This is a genomic window from Paenibacillus alba (assembly GCF_013204855.1).
In the GTDB taxonomy this organism is placed as follows: Bacteria; Bacillota; Bacilli; order Paenibacillales; family NBRC-103111; genus Paenibacillus_E; species Paenibacillus_E alba.
This window is the reverse complement of sequence record NZ_JABMKZ010000028.1, coordinates 44,935-63,445: the sequence shown is the minus strand read 5'-3', so window position 1 is coordinate 63,445 and position 18,511 is coordinate 44,935. Positions and strand designations below refer to the sequence as shown.

General features: G+C 46.8%; 15 protein-coding genes. All 15 read left to right on the top strand.

What is annotated here, in order from left to right; all coding sequences use genetic code 11:
* Window positions 1-2: 2 nt before the first annotated feature.
* The 15 genes from HQN90_RS27005 (at window position 3) to HQN90_RS26935 (ending at window position 18,479) form a co-directional block, all read left to right on the top strand.
* Window positions 3-860, top strand: a complete 858-nt coding sequence (locus tag HQN90_RS27005; protein ID WP_173224506.1) for a carbohydrate ABC transporter permease — start codon at window positions 3-5, stop codon at window positions 858-860.
* A gap of 14 nt (window positions 861-874) precedes the next feature.
* Window positions 875-1,702 (top strand): carbohydrate ABC transporter permease, encoded by an 828-nt coding sequence (locus tag HQN90_RS27000; protein ID WP_173224504.1) that lies wholly within the window; start codon window positions 875-877, stop codon window positions 1,700-1,702.
* 20 nt (window positions 1,703-1,722) lie between these two features.
* Window positions 1,723-2,742, top strand: a complete 1,020-nt coding sequence (locus tag HQN90_RS26995; RefSeq protein WP_173224502.1) for a sialidase family protein — start codon at window positions 1,723-1,725, stop codon at window positions 2,740-2,742.
* A gap of 60 nt (window positions 2,743-2,802) precedes the next feature.
* Complete coding sequence (locus HQN90_RS26990; RefSeq protein WP_173224500.1) at window positions 2,803-3,726, top strand: dihydrodipicolinate synthase family protein; 924 nt, start codon at window positions 2,803-2,805, stop codon at window positions 3,724-3,726.
* 23 nt (window positions 3,727-3,749) lie between these two features.
* Complete coding sequence (locus HQN90_RS26985; RefSeq protein ID WP_173224498.1) at window positions 3,750-5,543, top strand: L-fucose isomerase; 1,794 nt, start codon at window positions 3,750-3,752, stop codon at window positions 5,541-5,543.
* An 18-nt stretch (window positions 5,544-5,561) separates the two neighbouring features.
* A complete protein-coding gene (locus tag HQN90_RS26980) occupies window positions 5,562-7,241 on the top strand; it encodes a ribulokinase (protein ID WP_173224496.1) in 1,680 nt (559 codons plus the stop codon).
* A 21-nt stretch (window positions 7,242-7,262) separates the two neighbouring features.
* Window positions 7,263-7,748, top strand: coding sequence for a NanQ anomerase/TabA/YiaL family protein (locus tag HQN90_RS26975; RefSeq protein ID WP_173224494.1), 486 nt, complete (start codon window positions 7,263-7,265; stop codon window positions 7,746-7,748).
* Between the two features lie 194 nt (window positions 7,749-7,942).
* A complete protein-coding gene (locus HQN90_RS26970; protein WP_173224492.1) occupies window positions 7,943-9,790 on the top strand; it encodes an exo-alpha-sialidase in 1,848 nt (615 codons plus the stop codon).
* 54 nt (window positions 9,791-9,844) lie between these two features.
* A complete protein-coding gene (locus tag HQN90_RS26965) occupies window positions 9,845-13,105 on the top strand; it encodes an exo-alpha-sialidase (RefSeq protein ID WP_173224490.1) in 3,261 nt (1,086 codons plus the stop codon).
* Window positions 13,106-13,245: 140 nt separating this feature from the next.
* The gene (locus HQN90_RS26960) at window positions 13,246-14,214 is read left to right on the top strand and encodes an aldo/keto reductase (RefSeq protein ID WP_173224488.1); all 969 of its coding nucleotides are present in this window, start codon (window positions 13,246-13,248) and stop codon (window positions 14,212-14,214) included.
* 129 nt (window positions 14,215-14,343) lie between these two features.
* Window positions 14,344-14,775 (top strand): hypothetical protein, encoded by a 432-nt coding sequence (locus tag HQN90_RS26955; RefSeq protein ID WP_173224486.1) that lies wholly within the window; start codon window positions 14,344-14,346, stop codon window positions 14,773-14,775.
* A gap of 2 nt (window positions 14,776-14,777) precedes the next feature.
* Window positions 14,778-15,056: a DUF2653 family protein gene (locus HQN90_RS26950; RefSeq protein ID WP_173224484.1), complete on the top strand. Its 279-nt coding sequence runs from the start codon at window positions 14,778-14,780 to the stop codon at window positions 15,054-15,056.
* Between the two features lie 412 nt (window positions 15,057-15,468).
* Window positions 15,469-15,897 carry a MarR family winged helix-turn-helix transcriptional regulator gene (locus HQN90_RS26945; RefSeq protein WP_173224482.1) on the top strand — a complete coding sequence of 143 codons (429 nt, stop codon included), beginning with the start codon at window positions 15,469-15,471 and terminating at the stop codon, window positions 15,895-15,897.
* Window positions 15,898-16,146: 249 nt separating this feature from the next.
* Window positions 16,147-16,836 (top strand): carboxymuconolactone decarboxylase family protein, encoded by a 690-nt coding sequence (locus HQN90_RS26940; RefSeq protein WP_173224480.1) that lies wholly within the window; start codon window positions 16,147-16,149, stop codon window positions 16,834-16,836.
* Window positions 16,837-17,072: 236 nt separating this feature from the next.
* Window positions 17,073-18,479, top strand: a complete 1,407-nt coding sequence (locus HQN90_RS26935) for an MFS transporter (RefSeq protein WP_173224477.1) — start codon at window positions 17,073-17,075, stop codon at window positions 18,477-18,479.
* The last annotated feature ends 32 nt before the right edge of the window (window positions 18,480-18,511 follow it).

The window sequence follows — 18,511 nt, the reverse complement described above, 5'->3', positions numbered from 1 at the left end:
CTATGAAAAAACAAGGAAGGATTGCAGCGCTGTTCCTATTGCCTTACTTGTTAGTCTTTATCGTGTTTCGTTTGGGACCAAGTGTGGCAGGCTTATTCGTTAGCTTTTTGAAATGGAACATCGTTGGGCATGCAACCTTCACTGGCCTGAGCAACTTTAAGAAGATGTTTCACGACCCCTATTTTTACATATCGCTGAAAAATACGCTGGTTTTCTTATTAATGACTTTGCCGCCGCTTGTTGTGTTTAGTTTGCTGTTAGCGGCACTGCTGAATCAAAAGATCCGTTATCGCAATGCGGTCAGAACGATCTCGATTATTCCTTATGTATTGATTCCCGCTGTGGTCGGGATTATCTGGAATTGGTTATACGATAATAATTTCGGTATTCTCAACTATTATTTGAAAATGGTCGGGTTGAACCCGGTTGAGTGGCTGACGAATGAGAAGTATGCGCTTTTTTCCGTGGCCATTGTCACGGTATGGTCCTTCCTAGGCTACAACATGATTCTGTACTTAGCGGGACTGCAGGATATTCCCAAAGATCTGTATGAAGCTTCAACCATTGATGGCGCAAGCAAATTCCAAACCTTTGTGCAAATTACATTGCCGTTATTGAAGCCGATCACCTCGATGATTATTACGCTGACACTGATTAACACGATTCAAGTGTTCGATCAAATCTTCGTTATGACGAACGGGGGCCCTGGAACGGCTACACTGACGTTAGTTCAGTACTTATATGGTACCGCATTCCAAAATTATAACCTGGGTTATGGATCCGCACTGGGTATTGCAATCCTAATCATCCTGGTCGTAATGGTTCAACTACAATCGAGATTGCTTAAGCTGGAGGATTAGGAGTGAATGAAAGCATGAATCTAAAAAAATTACCCGTTTACATTGTCATGATTTTCGTCAGTGCTATCTTCCTGTTTCCCTTACTCTGGTCGTTGATTTCTTCGCTGAAGCCGGAAGCTCAAATCGTAAGCTATCCGCCGAAATGGATACCAGAAACGTTCACGCTGAATAACTATACACAAGTACTGAATAATTTTCCGTATATGAGCTGGATGATGAACAGCGTTATGATGACCGTTCTCTCGACGGTATTCGTGCTGCTTTTAACAACACTTGCCGCATACGCATTCGGCCGACTGCAATTCAAAGGGAAGAAGCTGATCTTCACCCTTGTTGTCTCCATGCTTCTTATTCCGATTCAAGCTTATATTATTCCGCTCTTTCTTCTCGTATCCAAGCTAGGCTTATTGAACACTTATGCGGCTATTGTCCTTGTAGCCGGAGCCAATGTGACCAGTGTATTTATTCTGACCAGCTTCTTCAAAAGCATACCCAGAGAACTGGAAGAGGCTGCCCGGATTGATGGTTGTCAGGACTTCGGCATTTTTGCCAGAATCATGCTTCCGCTTTCCAAGCCTGCGCTGTCTACGGTGACCATTCTGATGTTTATTACGAACTGGAACAATTTCCTCTGGCCGTTGATAGCCATCAGGGCAAATTCCTTGAAACCTCTAGCTGTAGGTATCGCTCAATTCATGGGGGGAGCGAACTCAACAGCGCAATTTCAGTATGGAACTTCGTTGGCAGGGGCATGTATGGCGATCATCCCCTCGATCATCGTCTTCCTTTCTTTACAGCGTTATTTCGTTGAAGGCATCGCCAATACGGGGATTAAGGGTTAATACTCACACAGGAGGTAGGCATGATATTTACAACGGTATGTGAAGAACATATTTTTGATGGCAATCAGCCCTTTGCAAGCTGCCATGCTTCTCATTTGATTACCTTGCCCCATGGAGCGTTATTAGCCGTTTGGTTTGGCGGAAGCGCGGAAGGGGCGGATGATATTGCCATCTGGAGCTCAAGGCGCCTTGACGGAGCTTGGTCGGAACCATCGCAACTGGTCGATCAAGAAGGGCTGCCTCACTGGAATCCCGTGCTTCATAAGAAAGCTAATGGGGATCTGATCCTGTTCTATAAAGTGGGTCGTTTGCTCAAAGAATGGGTTACGATGACTAGAGTTTCACAGGATTATGGACGTACTTGGTCGGATCCGCAGGAACTGGTTAAGGGCGATCGTGGCGGGCGAGGGCCAGTTCGCAATAAGGTGATTGTTCTTGCTGACGGTACATGGCTTGCGCCTGCTTCTTCCGAGGACCTGATCTGGCAAGCGTTCGTCGATCGTTCTGAAGATGAGGGGGAGAGCTGGGAGAAAAGCGGGGACATTCGCATCCAAGGTCTTGACTATGAACAGATCCAGAGAGTCACAGATAGTCATATCCCAGTATCTGAACAATCCTTTGTGGGAAGAGGCGTAATTCAGCCTACCCTTTGGGAGTCAGAGCCAGGCAAGGTTCATATGCTGCTGCGCAGTACGGAAGGCTGGATTTACCGCAGTGATTCGGAAGATGGCGGTCTGACTTGGTGTGATGCCTACGCAACCTCTCTTCCTAATAATAACAGCGGAATCGATTTGGTGAAGATGGACAATGGCATGCTGGTGCTGGCCTGTAATCCAATTGGATTGAATTGGGGTCCGAGATCACCTCTCCTCTTGCGGGCTTCTTTGGATAATGGTCTCACTTGGGAGACCAAGATGATTTTGGAGGACGATGAGGGAGAGTATTCATACCCTGCTATTATCGCGCAAGGAAACGATGTATTCATTACTTATACGTGGCGAAGAGAACGCATCGCTTACAGACAAATCTCCGTCTCCTAGAGAACGAAGAGATGAGCCAGATCGGAATAACAGACTATGGGAACATGAGGGAGAAACAAAATGAAGAAACAAATTCCAACGGGTGTTTGGCCAACGATGATTACCCCTTTCACAGAATCAAACGAGATCGATTACGCTGCACTTGAGCGTTTGATCAACTGGTATATCGGTCACGGAGTGGACGGCTTGTTTGCAGTCTGCCAGTCCAGTGAAATGTTCTTTCTCAGCCTGGAAGAACGGGTACAGCTTGCCAGGTTTGTGAAAGAAAAGGCTGCAGGACGGGTACCGGTCATTGCATCGGGCCATATTGCAGACTCTTATGAAGATCAGGCCCAAGAATTACAGGCAATGGCTGATACGGGAATCGATGCGCTTGTATTGATTACGAACCGTCTTGCACTTGAGGGTGAAACGGATGATACCTGGAAGTTGAATCTGGACAATCTATTGAAAGAAATTCCTCAAGAGCTTCCTCTCGGCTTTTACGAATGTCCATCTCCTTATAAAAAAATCATTTCACCTGAAGCCTTGAAGTGGTGCGCGGAGACAGGCCGATTCTTGTTTCTGAAGGACACCAGCTGTGATACGAACAATATGAAAATGAAATTAGAAGCGGTTCAAGGTACCGGCTTGCATATATATAACGCTAATACAGCCACATTGCTGGAAACACTAAAGCTCGGCGTTACAGGCTACAGCGGTGTTATGGCTAACTTCCATCCGGAACTGTATGTATGGTTAATGAAATACGGGGAAGAAAAGCCGGAGGAGGCAGAAAATTTAATCAGCTTCCTCAGTATGGCGTCTTTAATTGAAAAGCAGCTGTACCCGGTCAATGCCAAATATTATCTGATGCTCGAAGGTGTACTAACCAATTATCATTGCCGCTCCAAAAACCATGAGGAATTCACAGTGACCAATCGACTTGAAGTGGAGCAGCTTCATCGCTTATCCCAAACTATAGCGAAGTCGTACATCATCTAAATACAGCGCAGGAGGTAAAAACTATGCATACAGCCCCACTCGTAAACCGCATGCAAGGAGATATGCCCAAAATCGGTATCCGCCCCGTTATTGACGGACGAAGAGGTGGAATCCGCGAATCACTTGAAGAACCTACGATGAATATGGCGAAGGCTTGCGCACAGTTACTGAGCCAGACATTACGTCATGCGAACGGCTTGCCGGTGGAGTGCGTCATTGCCGATACGACGATTGGCGGTGTCACGGAAGCCGCGCGAACAGCGGACAAATTTCGCAAGGAAGGCGTTGGTGTAACGATTACCGTGACGCCCTCTTGGTGTTATCCGATGGAAACGATCGACACCGACCCTTTAATGCCCAAAGCGATATGGGGCTTTAATGGGACGGAGAGACCGGGAGCGGTTTATCTGGCATCGGCGCTGGGGGCCCATAATCAAAAGGGCTTGCCCGCTTTCAGCATTTACGGCAAAGACGTTCAGGATATCGGGGACAGCTCCATACCGGAGGATGTACAAGATAAGCTGCTCCGTTTCGCTAAAGCAGGGCTAGCTTTGGCAACTATGCGCGGTAAATCGTACTTGGCGCTAGGAACCGTGTCTATGGGGATCGCAGGATGTATCGTGGATGAAACGTTCTTCCAGGATTATTTGGGTATGCGCAATGAATATGTGGATATGAGCGAATTTGTCCGGCGTATGGAGCGAGACATCTATGACAAGGAAGAATATGAAAGAGCGCTTAGTTGGACAAAAGAAAATTGCCATATCGGCGCGGATGTCAATTCGGAAGCATTGAAGCGGACATCCGAGCAGAAGGAGCAGGATTGGGAAGTCGTAGTCAAGATGACGCTGATCGCCCGTGATCTTATGATCGGTAATCCGAAGCTTGCCGAGATGGGCTTCGAAGAGGAAGCGATGGGACATAATGCTCTTGCAGCCGGCTTCCAAGGGCAGCGCGCCTGGACGGACCATTATCCCAACGGTGACTTTATGGAAGCCATCCTAACCAGCTCGTTCGATTGGAACGGCATTCGTGAGCCGTATATGCTAGCCACTGAGAATGATAACTTGAACGCGGTGACGATGCTGTTCGGGCATTTGCTGACCAATAGCGCACAAATTTTCGCTGATGTAAGAACGTACTGGAGTCCGGAAGCTGTGAAACGAGTCACTGGGCAAGCCTTGACGGGAGCGGCAGCAGGCGGTGTGATTCATCTAATTAACTCGGGTCCGGCTGCGCTTGACGGCACCGGTGAGCAAACGATTAACGGAAAGCCTGCGATGAAGCCCTTTTGGGATATTACAGAGAAAGAGGTCAAACAATGTTTGGACGCAACGTTATGGTGTCCGGCTGTTGATTTCTTCCGAGGCGGTGGATATTCCACGGACTTCACGACGCGTGGCGATATGCCCATGACGATGGCAAGGATTAACCTGATTAAAGGATTAGGGCCCGTGCTTCAAATTGCAGAGGGTTATTCGGTAGAGCTTCCTAGTGAGGTACATGATATTCTTGATCAGCGTTCCAATCCAACGTGGCCAACTACTTGGTTTGTGCCCAATCTAACGGGGAAAGGTGCCTTTCAGGATGTGTACACGGTGATGAATCATTGGGGCTCTAACCACTGTGCTGTAAGCTATGGCCATATCGGTGCAGATTTAATTACGCTGGCTTCTATGCTGCGTATTCCTGTATGCATGCATAACATTTCGAATGAACGGGTTTTTCGACCTAGCGCTTGGACAGCATTTGGCGTGGATGAGCCTGTGGGAGCGGACTATCGAGCTTGTGCAGCTTTTGGACCCTTGTACGGGTAAGGAGGGGAGGACAGCAGGATGAAGCAACGATATGCGATTGGCATCGATTATGGGACAGAGTCTGGCAGAGCGGTTGTTATAGATGTAGACAACGGAGATGAGCTTGCCGTTCATGTGACCCACTATCCTCATGGAGTTATTGAGGAACGCTTGCCGGGCTCAGGAAGGATGCTTGAGCCGAATTGGGCTTTGCAGCACCCGGATGACTATATAGAAGTATTGAGAAAGTCGGTCCCTGAAGTACTGCGTATTTCCGGGATTGATCCTGAACAAGTGATCGGAGTAGGAATCGATTTTACAGCATGTACCATGCTGCCAGTTGATGCCACCGGTAACCCTCTATGTAATCAGGAAGCTTATCGCGATGAACCCCATGCCTATGTGAAGCTTTGGAAACATCATGCGGCACAGGACGAAGCGAACCGGATCAATGAAATGGCGGAAATCATGGGGGAATCGTGGTTAAGCCGATATGGGGGTAGGACTTCCTCGGAATGGATGGTTGCCAAAGCCTGGCAAATATTAAATGAAGCGCCCGAAATCTACGAAGCCACGAATCAGTTTATGGAGGCTGTGGATTGGGTTGTACTCCAGATGACGGCGAATCCGGTTCGAAGCAGCTGCTGCGCCGGCTATAAGGCCTTTTGGCACAAAACAGATGGTTATCCGCCGTCCTCCTTCTTCAAGGCCTTGGACCCGAGGCTTGAGAACTTTGTAGAAGCTAAATTGCCTGGGGCTGTTAGTTCTCTTGGGGCTAAAGCGGGCGAACTGACGGCTGAAGCCGCTTTGATAATGGGCTTACGTTCCGGAACGGCAGTAGCTGTAGGCATTATCGACGCACATGCGGGTGTAGCAGGCACGGGAGCCGTGAGCTCCGGCCAAATGGTTATGGCGATGGGCACATCCGTGTGTCACATGCTGCTGAGCGATCAAGAGATCCATGCAGAAGGCATATGTGGTGTTGTTGAGGATGGCATTATCCCTGGTCTCTACGGGTACGAAGCGGGTCAGCCTGCTGTTGGGGATATGTTCGGATGGTTTGTCGAGCATGCTGTTCCGGCCTATGTGCAGCAAGCGGCTGGGGACGAAGGCTTAACCGTTCATGCTTGGCTGGAACAACGTGCAGCTGAATTGAAACCGGGGCAGCATGGATTGTTGGCTCTCGATTGGTGGAACGGCAATCGTTCTGTGCTGGTAGATGCCGACTTAAGTGGGATGATAGTTGGGTTGACTCTGCAAACGAAGCCGGAAGACATCTACCGCGCTTTGCTGGAGTCAGCTGCATTCGGCACGCGTAAGATCATCGATACCTTCGAGAAGGCGGGACTAGAGGTGAGGGAGCTGTTCGCCTGTGGAGGATTGCCGACGCGGAATCAACACCTCATGCAGATTTATGCAGATATAACCGGTCGGGAGATTAAGATCGCAGCTTCGACCCAAACCACGGCGCTTGGCGCAGCGATGTTCGGTGCTGTAGCGGCCGGGCCGGAGCGGGGGGGCTATGCCAATATGGCGGAGGCCGCCACGAAGATGACTCATCTACGTGAGGAAACCTACCTGCCTACTCCGGAGCATTCAGCTGTATACGAGAAGTTGTACCGGGAATACGACAAGCTGTACGATCTTTTTGGTCGTGGAGGCAGCAGCGCCATGAAGGAGCTTAAGCGAATTAAGCTTCAACAGGATGCTCTCTCATAAGTAAGCTATTGGAAAGGGTACATGATGATTTTAGGCGATATTCAACATTATGAAGATGAGCGGCACTTATACCATTCATCCATTAGGAAAGCGATCGATTACCTGGTGGCCCATAATCCTGGAGCATGGGAACCAGGTAAGTATGAAATTTACAGTTCCCTTATGTTCGTTTTGGTGCAGGATATGCTTACTCTATCTGAACAGGAATTGCGATATGAATCTCATGCGACATATATGGATATTCAGTATTTGGTTAGTGGCGAGGAGCGTATTGGGGTTGTTAAGCACTCATCTGAACTTCAAATAGCAGAAGATACACTTGAAGAACTGGACGTTATATTTTATAACCACGTACAACGAGAAGCAGAAACCAGCATTGTGCTTAGGCCGGGGCAGTTTGCCATCTTTTACCCTTCGGATGTGCATTGTCCATGCATGTTCGTGGGGGAACCCGGCAGCATCAGGAAGATCGTCATCAAAATACATAAGAATCTCTGGCAGACGTAAGAGCAAATATTAGTTAACGGATAGTTTGGAAACCGCTTTCATTCATCCTTGCTAAACAACATATACGAGTTGAACTTATCTAAGGAAAGGTGGGCTAAGGCAATAGGTTACTGAGATTTAAGATTCAAAGAGGTTGATTAATGATGGCTTGCAGCTTAAACATTTGACGATGAATAGGAAGGAAGTGCAGGGAATTGAGAGTAAAGAGACGGATCAGCCTTATCTTATTTCTAATGATGACATTCAGTCTGCTTCATACAGCCGCCGTGTCTGCAGATGCTGCAGAATTGCAAGGCATAACCAAACGGGACATATTTGATTGGGATAAGGAACACAACCATGGCCCTTCGATGGTGGAGTTGAATGATGGCAGTTTGCTTAGCGTTTGGTTTAGAGGAGAAGGTGAAAGGGACGCAGACACGACCAGACTTATGGGAGCAAGATCCAAGGATGGGGGGAAAACGTGGACAGAACCCTTTCTCGTGTATGATACCTATGATTTTCCCGATATTAACCCCGTCTTATTCGTCGATAGCCAAGACCGATTATGGCTTTTCTATTACATTGTTTTAAATGGTCAATGGGTTTCTTCACAACCTAGATATATGTACGCGGACATTGGAAATTATGAATACGCGAACAGCAATGGAGGCAATCCGAAGTGGCATTATCCGGAAGTTATTTATATGAATGTTGGGGATACGATGTCAGGTGCAGGGTCATATTCCAATGGCCAGTGGAATTATCGGATAAAAGGGTCAGAAATTAGACATGTCATGCCCAGCAAGGTGACGGCAGCTTCTCCCTTGGACCCTTCGAAATATGCGGCGGTAACCTCATGGTATAACCAAGGGGATACTCGGTATATTACGGACAGCTTTGTTGTGGAGATGAAAAATGAATATGATAATTACCTCAAATATTTAGCGGATAAAAAACCATACGATGATGTTTATGCAGGAAGAACCCAGGAGATCATTGATTTGCTCCAAAATGGCTCATACGTCCAAAAAGCAGATGGCAGCTATTCTAAATATGAGCCTTCTATTATCAAGAATTCTATTGAGCGTGCGGCTGGCGCAGATAATGACTGGAAAACCTGGAATCCGGCTTATAACAGAATCGGTTGGCAAACGAAAAATAAGCCCTTAGAGATTGATCACAATGGAACAAAAAGATTAATTTTACCGCTTTATTCGGATTCCTTGTCATGCACCGTTTTTATATACACCGATGATAGAGGGGCGACCTGGCATACAAGCGAGCCTGTCGTGGGTTCGGGTACGATACAAGGCTCCATGATTCAACTAAAAGACGGCACCTTACGTACGTATTTCAGAAGCGGTAAGCTGGATGGTAAAAATGGGCGGCTTGCCTGGCATGTATCCTATTCCGAATCCCAAGATGGCGGTGCTACTTGGAGTACAGCACAGGTTGACCCTTATTTGAAAAATGACGGCGGCTTTGAGTTCGCCAAGCTTGCCAATGGGAACTGGCTGGCTCTTCATAATCAAGAAGTGAAACGGGATGTGCTGCAAAGCGGTCATAGAAACTCGGTAAGTTTATCTATGTCCAAGGACGAAGGGAAGACGTGGAAATCTATTTTGATTGATGAAGACCCTACCAAGGATCAATCGTATGAATACCCTTCGGTTATTGTAGATAAGAACAGCAATCTGTTTATGATTTATTCTCATTTTTCTTCATTAGGTAAAACGATGGGCTTTGCAAGTATTGCAGCTGACGAAGTCGATCGCTTGTTTGAGGCGACGATGACTGCTTCTGACGCAGGAACCCCTGTAGGTTCATCTTTAAGCATGGTGACTGGCAGCAGCAAATCTTTAACTTTAAGTTTGACTGTAGACGGCAATGTCAGAACGGACGGTAATCTAATCTGGAATTCAGATGACGCCGATATCGCATCCGTAGATCAAACGGGGACTATTACAGCGAAAAAAGCAGGTACAGCCCTGATCCATGTAAAGAGTACCAAGTATGGATCGATGCTGAAATGTCTGGTAACCGTTACCAATACTCCTTAAGATCATAGCTCTATGGAACGATCCGAAGAAGTTAATTTCAAAGGGGAAATGAATATGAGAAGTAGGACAAAGTTGGCGATATCACTTGCCGTCTGTTTGGGGATAACTGGAGCAAGCTTGCCCGTGTATGCTGCAGATACGGCAGCCCTTACAGGCATACTGAAGGTTGAGAATGGAGCTGTAAATATATTCGCACCGATTATAGATGATGGTGACAACGGAGACCACGTTCACGGTTCCAGTATTACGGAGCTGCCTAGCGGCGAGCTGCTGTCTGTGTGGTTTCAGGGAAATGGGGAGCGCGATGCAACTACGACAAGAATTATGGGGGCAAGATCGCAGGATGGGGGGAAAACGTGGAGCACTCCATTCATAATGGCCGATGCCAAAGACATTGCTGATATTAATCCTGCTGTTTATGTAGATGCGGGAGAAAGGCTTTGGTTGTTCTGGTACCCTGTTCTGGCTGGCAGATGGGAAACCTCTCAGCCGAAATATGCTTACGCCGAGAAGGGGAGCTACGAGTTTGCCAACGTTGGCAACAACAAACCGAACTGGACATGGTCAGAGGTTATTAATGTTAAAATCGGGATGAATATCGGGAATGCGGTAGATCCCAATAGTCCAGATGACTACATCAGTCCCCGCTTGCAAAAGGGATATGTGAATACATTGAAAGCGAAGCTTGCTGAGTTTAAAGAATACAGCTTTAAGCCTGTAGATCAAGGCGGGGCGGGCGTTAATGTAAGGATTAATGAGGAAGACTGGGAGGGGTTTGTCGAGGATAGGCTGAAGCTGGCTGGCGGCAACCCACTGGATGATGCATTCACTCCAACTGTTGCCGATAAGATATGGGCAGGGCGCTCCGGATATCCTCTGGCACGACGTCTGGGCTGGCAAACCAAGAATAAGCCATTGACTATTCCTATTGGTGGCGGCAAGGTCCGCATGCTGCTGCCCTTATACTCCGACACGATGGAACAAAGCATGATGGCCATTACGGAATATGACCCATCCCAGCCGCTTGGGGATAATTCTATTCGTTGGGATTTCAGTGAACCGATTGTAGGGGCTGGGATCATTCAAGCATCAATGGCTCAACGATCAGATGGAACTATAGTTGCCTATCTGCGCGATAACGGTCCACTGCCTAACCGAGTTGTATCTTCCGAATCGAAGGATGGAGGTTTTACTTGGACCATAGGCAAGGACATCCCTGAATTATTGGATCCGGGAGTCGGACATGATCTGCTGCGGCTCAAGAATGGGAACTGGGTATTCGTACATGTAGATGCGGAAAGGAAAAGGAACAGCTTGGCTGTGGCTCTTTCGGATGATGAAGGAAAGACGTGGAAGTACAGAAGGCATATCGCTATAGATTCAAGAGCTAATCAAGGGGATTACCACTATCCTGCTGTGTCAGAGGCTGACAATGGGGATGTTCTGATTACCTTTACCCGTGATTTCACGGTGGATGATAAGCAAGCATCGGGAAGCTCGCTAGGTGGATTCAATAATATCATGTTTGCCAGAGTGACGGAGGATTGGATTCAGCAAGGGGATTCGGACAATGAGGCGAGTAGGATCGTATACGATTATGGCAAAATTGAGCTTGATATTGCCGTTCCTACAACGTTTTCCATTGGATCAGCTTCTGATAAAGCGCTCAAAGCTTTACTGCCAACAACCGTAAAGGGATATTTGACATACGGCAAGGGTGCCGTTAATGCAAAGATGGCTTATACGGAGCTTCCCGTCAATTGGGATCTTAATGCGCTAAGGTCCAACTTCAAATTGGATACGTACATTGACAATAAATTCTACGGAGACATCGATACAACGAAGCTTCCGGAGGGTACATTGAAGGACCAGCTTCCCGCCTTTAAGCCTTTGCTCAGGGCCTACTTCTATCAAGATGCTTCCGCCTATTTGATCGTGGAAGTCAAAGATGAAAATATCATAACGAATGTTGGGAAAGCACCGGTACTGCCGTCTGTTGTTACTGCTGTATACAGCGACAATAGAGAAGCGGCCGCAGGCGTTAATTGGCAGCCCATCGATCCGTCCAGTTATGCGGCGGCGGGGACATTTACTGTAACCGGAGTGGTATACGGAACGACTATGAAGGCGACAGCACATGTTACAGTTGTCGATTCCCAGCAACCAAGAAAGATCGTGAGGCTGAAAGACGAAAAAATTAGAACAACTGTAGGAAGAGCGCCTGTCTTGCCGTCGGTAGTTACAGCCGTCTATAGTGACAGCTTAGAAGAACCGGTAAAGGTGACTTGGAACCAGATCGATCCGTTGCAATACTCGGCGCCAGGGGATTTCGAAGTACAAGGCGCAGTCCAAGAAACGAATTTAAAAGCAGTCGCTCAGGTATCCGTACAGCCTATATTGGTGGATAAGGTAACTCTGGATCGCAGCAACCTTAGCTTGTTCCAAGGTGGCACGGCCGAATTGAAGGCTACCGTAACACCAGCCAATGCGACGAATCATAATGTGGTGTGGAGCTCAAGCCGTGCAGGTGTAGCCAGTGTAGATGCCAATGGGAAAGTAACAGCAATAACCGAGGGAGACACGACCATCACCGTGAAAACCGTCGATGGCAACTTCGAGGCGACGGCAACTGTACAAGTGAGGAAAAATGAAGATAGCGGCGGTCGTAGCGATTCGGGATCATCGACGAATCCACCAGTTAAGCCTGATCCGAAGCCTGATCCCAAACCTGAATCAAAGCCTGAAGAACCGAAGAAGCCTGATCCCAAACCGACCTTTACCGATATTGCCGGCTCATGGGCTCAAGAAGCCATCCAAGCTTTGACGGCAAAAGGCATTATCAATGGCACGTCCGAGATAACTTTTGAACCGGATAAAAACATCTCCAGAGCTGATTTCCTGATGCTGCTGGTGAGAGCTTTGGGCATAAAAGCAGAGTTCCACTCTAATTTTGAAGATGTAAGTCAGAGCGATTACTACTATGAAGCGCTGGGAATATCCAAAGCGCTTGGCATTACCAATGGCGTAGACGGCATCCGATTCAACCCAAAAGAGGAAATTTCCAGACAGGATTTGATGGTGCTTGCAGCCAGAGCATTAAAGAACTCTGGCAAGATAAACGCAATCGGAACGGCAACTGATTTAAATGGCTTCACTGATGCTTCAAGTATTGCGGATTATGCAGTGGAAAGCATTGCAGTACTTGTAAAAGAAGGCATTATCGAAGGAAGCGGTCATACAGTCAATCCACTGGGTAAAGCAACTAGGGCAGAGGTGGCCGCGATGGTATATAGAATTTTAACCAAAATCAAATAAGGACTGCTCCGAATCTCCTATGAGACCCCCCACTACTTACGCGAAAGTTACTAACTGACAACTTTTTCAGTTCTTATGCAGATTTTGGTTTCCCTGTATAATAGCAGTGAAACCAAAGTTAAGCGATGGAGGCTGAGCAAATGAACATTAGAACTCTTGGGAAAACAGGGTTGAAGATATCGGAAATCGGGTACGGCGCATGGGGGATTGGCAAAACGGCTTGGATCGGTGCATCCGATGACGAGTCAATTGAGGCGCTGAATCGTTCCATTGAGCTCGGACTGAACTTTATTGATACTGCATTGGGCTATGGAGATGGTCACAGTGAAAGACTTGTCGGGCAAGTGGTGAGGGCGCACAATAAGCCGATCTATGTTGCGACGAAGATCCCTCCTATCAACCGTCAATGGCCTGCGCGGGATGGAGTGCCTGTGGAAGAGGCGTTCACGGCGGAGCATGTCATGGCTAGTACGGAACAAAGCCTGCGTAACCTGGGCTTGGATACGATCGATGTTCAGCAGTTTCATGTCTGGTCGGACGAGTGGGTAGGTCAAGGAGATTGGCTGGAAGGGATTCGCAAGCTCAAGGAGCAAGGGAAGATCCGCCACTTTGGCATCTCGATTAATGATCATCAGTCGAACAATGGGATTAAGCTGATTGAATCAGGGCTTGTTGATACGGTGCAGGTGATTTATAACATTTTCGAGCAAAGTCCGGAAGATCAATTGCTCCCTGCCTGCGCAGCGCATAATGTTGGCGTTATTGTCCGAGTTTCGCTTGATGAAGGCGGCTTGACGGGGCGGATTACGCCTGACACGACATTCAGTGAAGGTGACTTCCGTAATACCTATTTCCAAGGCGACCGCAAGCAGCAGGTATATGATCGCGTTCAGAAGATCGCGGCTGATCTGGATATCGCTGTTGAGCAAATGCCGGAAGTCGCTCTGCGATATGTGCTTAGCCATCCTGCTGTTTCAACGGTCATTCCAGGTATGCGTTCCGTTCGGAATGTGGAGAACAATATGCGGGTTGGAGACGGACAAGGATTAACCCAGGAGCAGCTTGCGAAGTTGAAGCCGCATCGCTGGATTCGGAATTTCTATAGATAAAAAAGGCGGCTAATCCTTCAGCGGATTGGCCGTTTTTGTCGATACTGAAACCAAATCTGGGCTCAGACGTATAGAATAAGACGAAAGTGATAAAACTTTCATATTAACTTACGTGGAGGTCATGACATCATGTTCAAGAAATTAGTAATGCTGATTATGGCAAGTATGCTGGTGTTCTCTTTTACGGTGCCAACACTGGTAGAAGCGAAGTCTTCTTATAAAGCGCCACGCAAAAGCTACACACCGACAGAGCAACAAAAGGCGCCTGCTAACAACGCTCCAAAAAATGAGCCTAGCAATTCGACGAGCAAAACACCTGGCGCTACAACACCAACCACGAAACCTGGCTTTTTCAGCGGCGGTTTGATGAAAGGGCTGCTCATCGGGGGAATGGCGGGTCTGCTGTTTGGAGGCCTATTTGGCGGAATGGGAGCACTGGGTAATATACTTGGCTTGTTAGTGAACGTGCTTGCTGTGGTTGCCTTGATTGCCGTTGTTGTGAAGGTGATCTCTTTCTTCAGACAAAGAAAGAAGACTAATCAGGATAATCCGAGGTACTAAGCATGCGTTTAACGGAACAAGAAATCGTGAATGCCGTCTGTTTGAACATGGCGGAACGCAAAGGTCTCAAGCCGAATGAGGTTGACGTTGAGCTGATGTGGGATGAGGACTTAGGCTTCTCTGCGGAAGTATTTGCCGGAGGACGCTCCCAAATTCTGACGGAAGGCAATCTGTTTGAAGCCATAACGCAATATTTGTTCAATCAATACCAGATGAGGGTTTTCCGGGATCAAATGCGATTCATTTTGGATGAAGAGATCATCGCTGAGATAGCGGAATAATCGACTAATTATGAGGCTGAAATTTAGTTGATAAAGGAGATGCGTTTATTAAACGCATCTCCTTTTTTTTATTTTTACATGTGTAGTCAAGTAGTCTGTTTTATTATTTTGTGGAAAATATTGACAAGGAAAGATGAATTGCATACTATATATTTAGATATCTAATTAAAATGGTGAGGAGGTGAAAATCCATGAAATCGTGCCCCATCAACCCTCGAAGCAGCTTGTTAAAGCCCAAATTTTTTGGCTGTTTGATTTGTTATACGGCTAGTTGGATGATGTATTGGAACAAGAAGTGGAAGCAGTCTAGAGGTATATGATAAGTGGACGCAATAACAATATGTTCAAAAATGAGGTGATCGAATATACTGATAATATAACATAAGATGAGGCTTGAAAAAGGGAGAACGCTATGAGTACGACTTTGCATGGATCCATTGGATTTTGGCTAAAAAAGAACTTTCGGAACGCTTGCAACTATCTGGATCAGCGGTTGGAGGAGCAAGGTGTCACAAATTCGCAGCTGGGTGTGCTCATTATTTTGTGGGAACAAGAAGGACTTACCCAGAAAGATATGGTTCAAATTCTCGGCATTCAACCGGCTTCCATGACCTTCCTGCTTCGTGGTCTAGAAGTGAAGAATATGATAAGTCGTGTACAAGACAAGGTGGACACACGAATTAATCGAATCTATGTTACTGAGAAGGGATTATCGATTAAGCAAGCCTGCTTGGCAATAGTTGAAGAAGGCGAGAAGATGATTAGACAAGGGTTTTCCGAACAGGAAATTGCTCTAATGCTGCATTGGATGAAGCGGGTGGACAGCAACTTTCATGAGTAGATGAGCAGAAGAGCGCTGGTTGGTTTAAAAGCTCTCTTTATAAATAATTAGTTAGATATCTAACTTAAATGATATGAATTTTAGTTTGATATAATTTATTGATCTTAATAATTATGCCATTAAAATGCATGTAAACTCAATAATTTTATTAAAAATTAATATTATAAATTTAGATATTAAATTATTGACAGACGTAATTAAGTTAGATATCATAACAAATGAAAACGAAATAAATGGAGGAATGTGGAAATGGAACTCAAAAATTCCAACTCTTTGTATGAGCGCAGCAATTTGAAGAGAGTACCGGAAATGCAACAGATCGTACCTCAAGGGGCTAACTCATTTTTCCAATTCATGGGGGAAGCCTTTGCGGGGAACGCAATCACGTCCAGAACGAAGGAATTAATAGCTGTAGCCGTTACACACGTCACAGGCTGTCCGTACTGCATCGACGTTCACACCGGCAAGTTCAAGAAACAAGAAGGCTCCGTGGAAGAAATCGTGGAAGCTATTCTGGTCGCAGGAGCAGTGAATGCTGAAACTGTTTTGTTTCATAGCGTGAATGCCTGGAATACGATGCATGACCTCGTAGTTAATGAACTTTACGAAACGACGAATGCAAGCAAACTGCCTCTTGTTAAACAAACACGTCCAGAGACGTTCGCAGCCTTCGATCAATTCCAGTCGAATGCGATGAAGGACGGTGCCATCGATGCCAAAACGAAGCAATTGATTGCCGTGGTTGTTTCTCACGTCAACGGATGCGCGTATAGTATCGACAACCATACGAAGAAGTTCAAAGAGTTAGGTGGAACGATGGAGGAGCTTATGGAGGGGGTGCTCGTCGGCGGTGTAGCTAATGCTGGTTACGTCTTGACGCATGGCATCAATGCCCTTAATGCTTACGATTATCAACCGAATGCTGTTGCCCAGAATTAATGCGACGGTAATATGAGATAGGAAAGGAGGAACTACATTGTCTACGACAACCATGATTGTTGTTGGATGTTTGGTTGTGTGCTGCTGCGCAATTGTCATTATGAGAATGATGCGCAAGAGAACGAAATAGCCAAAGCAAGGATCTCTCGTTAGAAACGTTCAACCATCTGTGGTTGAGTCAGAAGCATGCAACGATGGTTGGACGTCTTTTATGACCAATGGAAGGTGAGTTGCGTATGCAGTCTGAGATTAAGGCTTCTGCCTCCACGGCATCAGGAATGAGTCAAGTCTTCATCATCTCGCTAGGTTTGTTCGTCATTTTCCTGGACAGTACGGTTGTCAACATTGCCCTGCCCAGCATGATTGAGCAGTTGGCTATTACGCTCAGAACGGCTGCTTGGATCATTAACGCCTATACGATGACAGTCGCAATCCTCTTAATCTTCATGGGTAAATTGGCTGACCTCCACGGGAAAAAACGGCTGTATGCTTGGGGTCTTATTATGTTCATGCTAAGCTCCTTGCTCTGTGCCCTGGCACCCAATGCTGTTTGGCTCGTCACCGCTAGAGTACTTCAAGGCATTAGCGGAGCAATGGCCATACCAGCGAGTATGAGTCTAGTTCGCTCGGTTGTTCCCAAAGAAAAAGTCGGAGCCGCGATGGGGATATGGAGTGCTGTAGGTGCTTTAGCAATTGCCGTAGGTCCGAGCTTAGGCGGGGGCATTACGGAAGTATTTGGCTGGCGGTGGGTGTTCTATATCAACATTCCTGTCATACTGTGCGCTCTTTTCTTGCTAAAGAGTGGATTCACGTCTTATCAAGATCAAATGCAGCCAGGCAAGCTGGATTGGCTCAGCACGATCATCCTCAGTGCTGGATTATTCCTGTTAATTAACGGTTTCCTTCAAGCAACGGAGACAGGCTGGTTGAACTGGTTCACATGGTGGCAATTTATTTTGTCTGTAGTACTGCTAGGCGGATTCATTTGGGTACAACGGGTCAGAGTTCATCCCTTATTGGAACTTGCCATTTTCAGCAATCGCCAATATCTAGCAGGAATTCTTTCGAATACGCTAGGTGGTATTCTGTTAATGGGATCCATGATTATTTCCCCGCTTTTTTTAACACGCATCATGCAATTCAGTACACTTAAAGCATCTCTAATGATTACTCCTCTATCTGTCAGTCTACTTCTCATCGCACCTTTCATTGGCAAAATGATTGATAAACGCGGTAGTCTCATCCCACTCATTCTTGGCTATACAATCACGATTAGTAGTTTTGGTCTGCTCGGAACACTCGATTTGAAATCTTCGATAGCGCTATTTATGATTTGCATGGCTTTCGCAGGAATGGGGATAGGCATGATCGCGGTCGCCAGTCTAACGTTAAGTACTTATTCCATTCCTGAGGATCAATTATCTATTGCTTCCGGCACGTTCGCTATGTTTCGTAACCTGGGTGGAGCCATCGGGATCGCGCTCTTCGTGTCCATATCCATGGGAAGAACTTCTACGCCCGTCGGGACGCAGCCATCCTACGCCGTTGTAGGATTTCAAAATGCTTATTTAAGCGGTGCTGTTCTCGCCGCCGTTTTCATGTGTTCCTTGTTCCTGCTGCGTCGGAAGAACGACAGGAAGTGAACCGGATTCATCCAAAACTGAGGGGGTATACG

Bases quoted from the DNA above. Each gene is read 5' to 3' on its own strand.
- HQN90_RS27005 (WP_173224506.1), top strand. From the start codon at position 3: ATGAAAAAACAAGGAAGGATTGCAGCGCTGTTCCTATTGCCTTACTTG.
- HQN90_RS27000 (WP_173224504.1), top strand. From the start codon at position 875: ATGAATCTAAAAAAATTACCCGTTTACATTGTCATGATTTTCGTCAGT.
- HQN90_RS26995 (WP_173224502.1), top strand. From the start codon at position 1,723: ATGATATTTACAACGGTATGTGAAGAACATATTTTTGATGGCAATCAG.
- HQN90_RS26990 (WP_173224500.1), top strand. From the start codon at position 2,803: ATGAAGAAACAAATTCCAACGGGTGTTTGGCCAACGATGATTACCCCT.
- HQN90_RS26985 (WP_173224498.1), top strand. From the start codon at position 3,750: ATGCATACAGCCCCACTCGTAAACCGCATGCAAGGAGATATGCCCAAA.
- HQN90_RS26980 (WP_173224496.1), top strand. From the start codon at position 5,562: ATGAAGCAACGATATGCGATTGGCATCGATTATGGGACAGAGTCTGGC.
- HQN90_RS26975 (WP_173224494.1), top strand. From the start codon at position 7,263: ATGATGATTTTAGGCGATATTCAACATTATGAAGATGAGCGGCACTTA.
- HQN90_RS26965 (WP_173224490.1), top strand. From the start codon at position 9,845: ATGAGAAGTAGGACAAAGTTGGCGATATCACTTGCCGTCTGTTTGGGG.
- HQN90_RS26960 (WP_173224488.1), top strand. From the start codon at position 13,246: ATGAACATTAGAACTCTTGGGAAAACAGGGTTGAAGATATCGGAAATC.
- HQN90_RS26955 (WP_173224486.1), top strand. From the start codon at position 14,344: ATGTTCAAGAAATTAGTAATGCTGATTATGGCAAGTATGCTGGTGTTC.
- HQN90_RS26950 (WP_173224484.1), top strand. From the start codon at position 14,778: ATGCGTTTAACGGAACAAGAAATCGTGAATGCCGTCTGTTTGAACATG.
- HQN90_RS26945 (WP_173224482.1), top strand. From the start codon at position 15,469: ATGAGTACGACTTTGCATGGATCCATTGGATTTTGGCTAAAAAAGAAC.
- HQN90_RS26940 (WP_173224480.1), top strand. From the start codon at position 16,147: ATGGAACTCAAAAATTCCAACTCTTTGTATGAGCGCAGCAATTTGAAG.
- HQN90_RS26935 (WP_173224477.1), top strand. From the start codon at position 17,073: ATGCAGTCTGAGATTAAGGCTTCTGCCTCCACGGCATCAGGAATGAGT.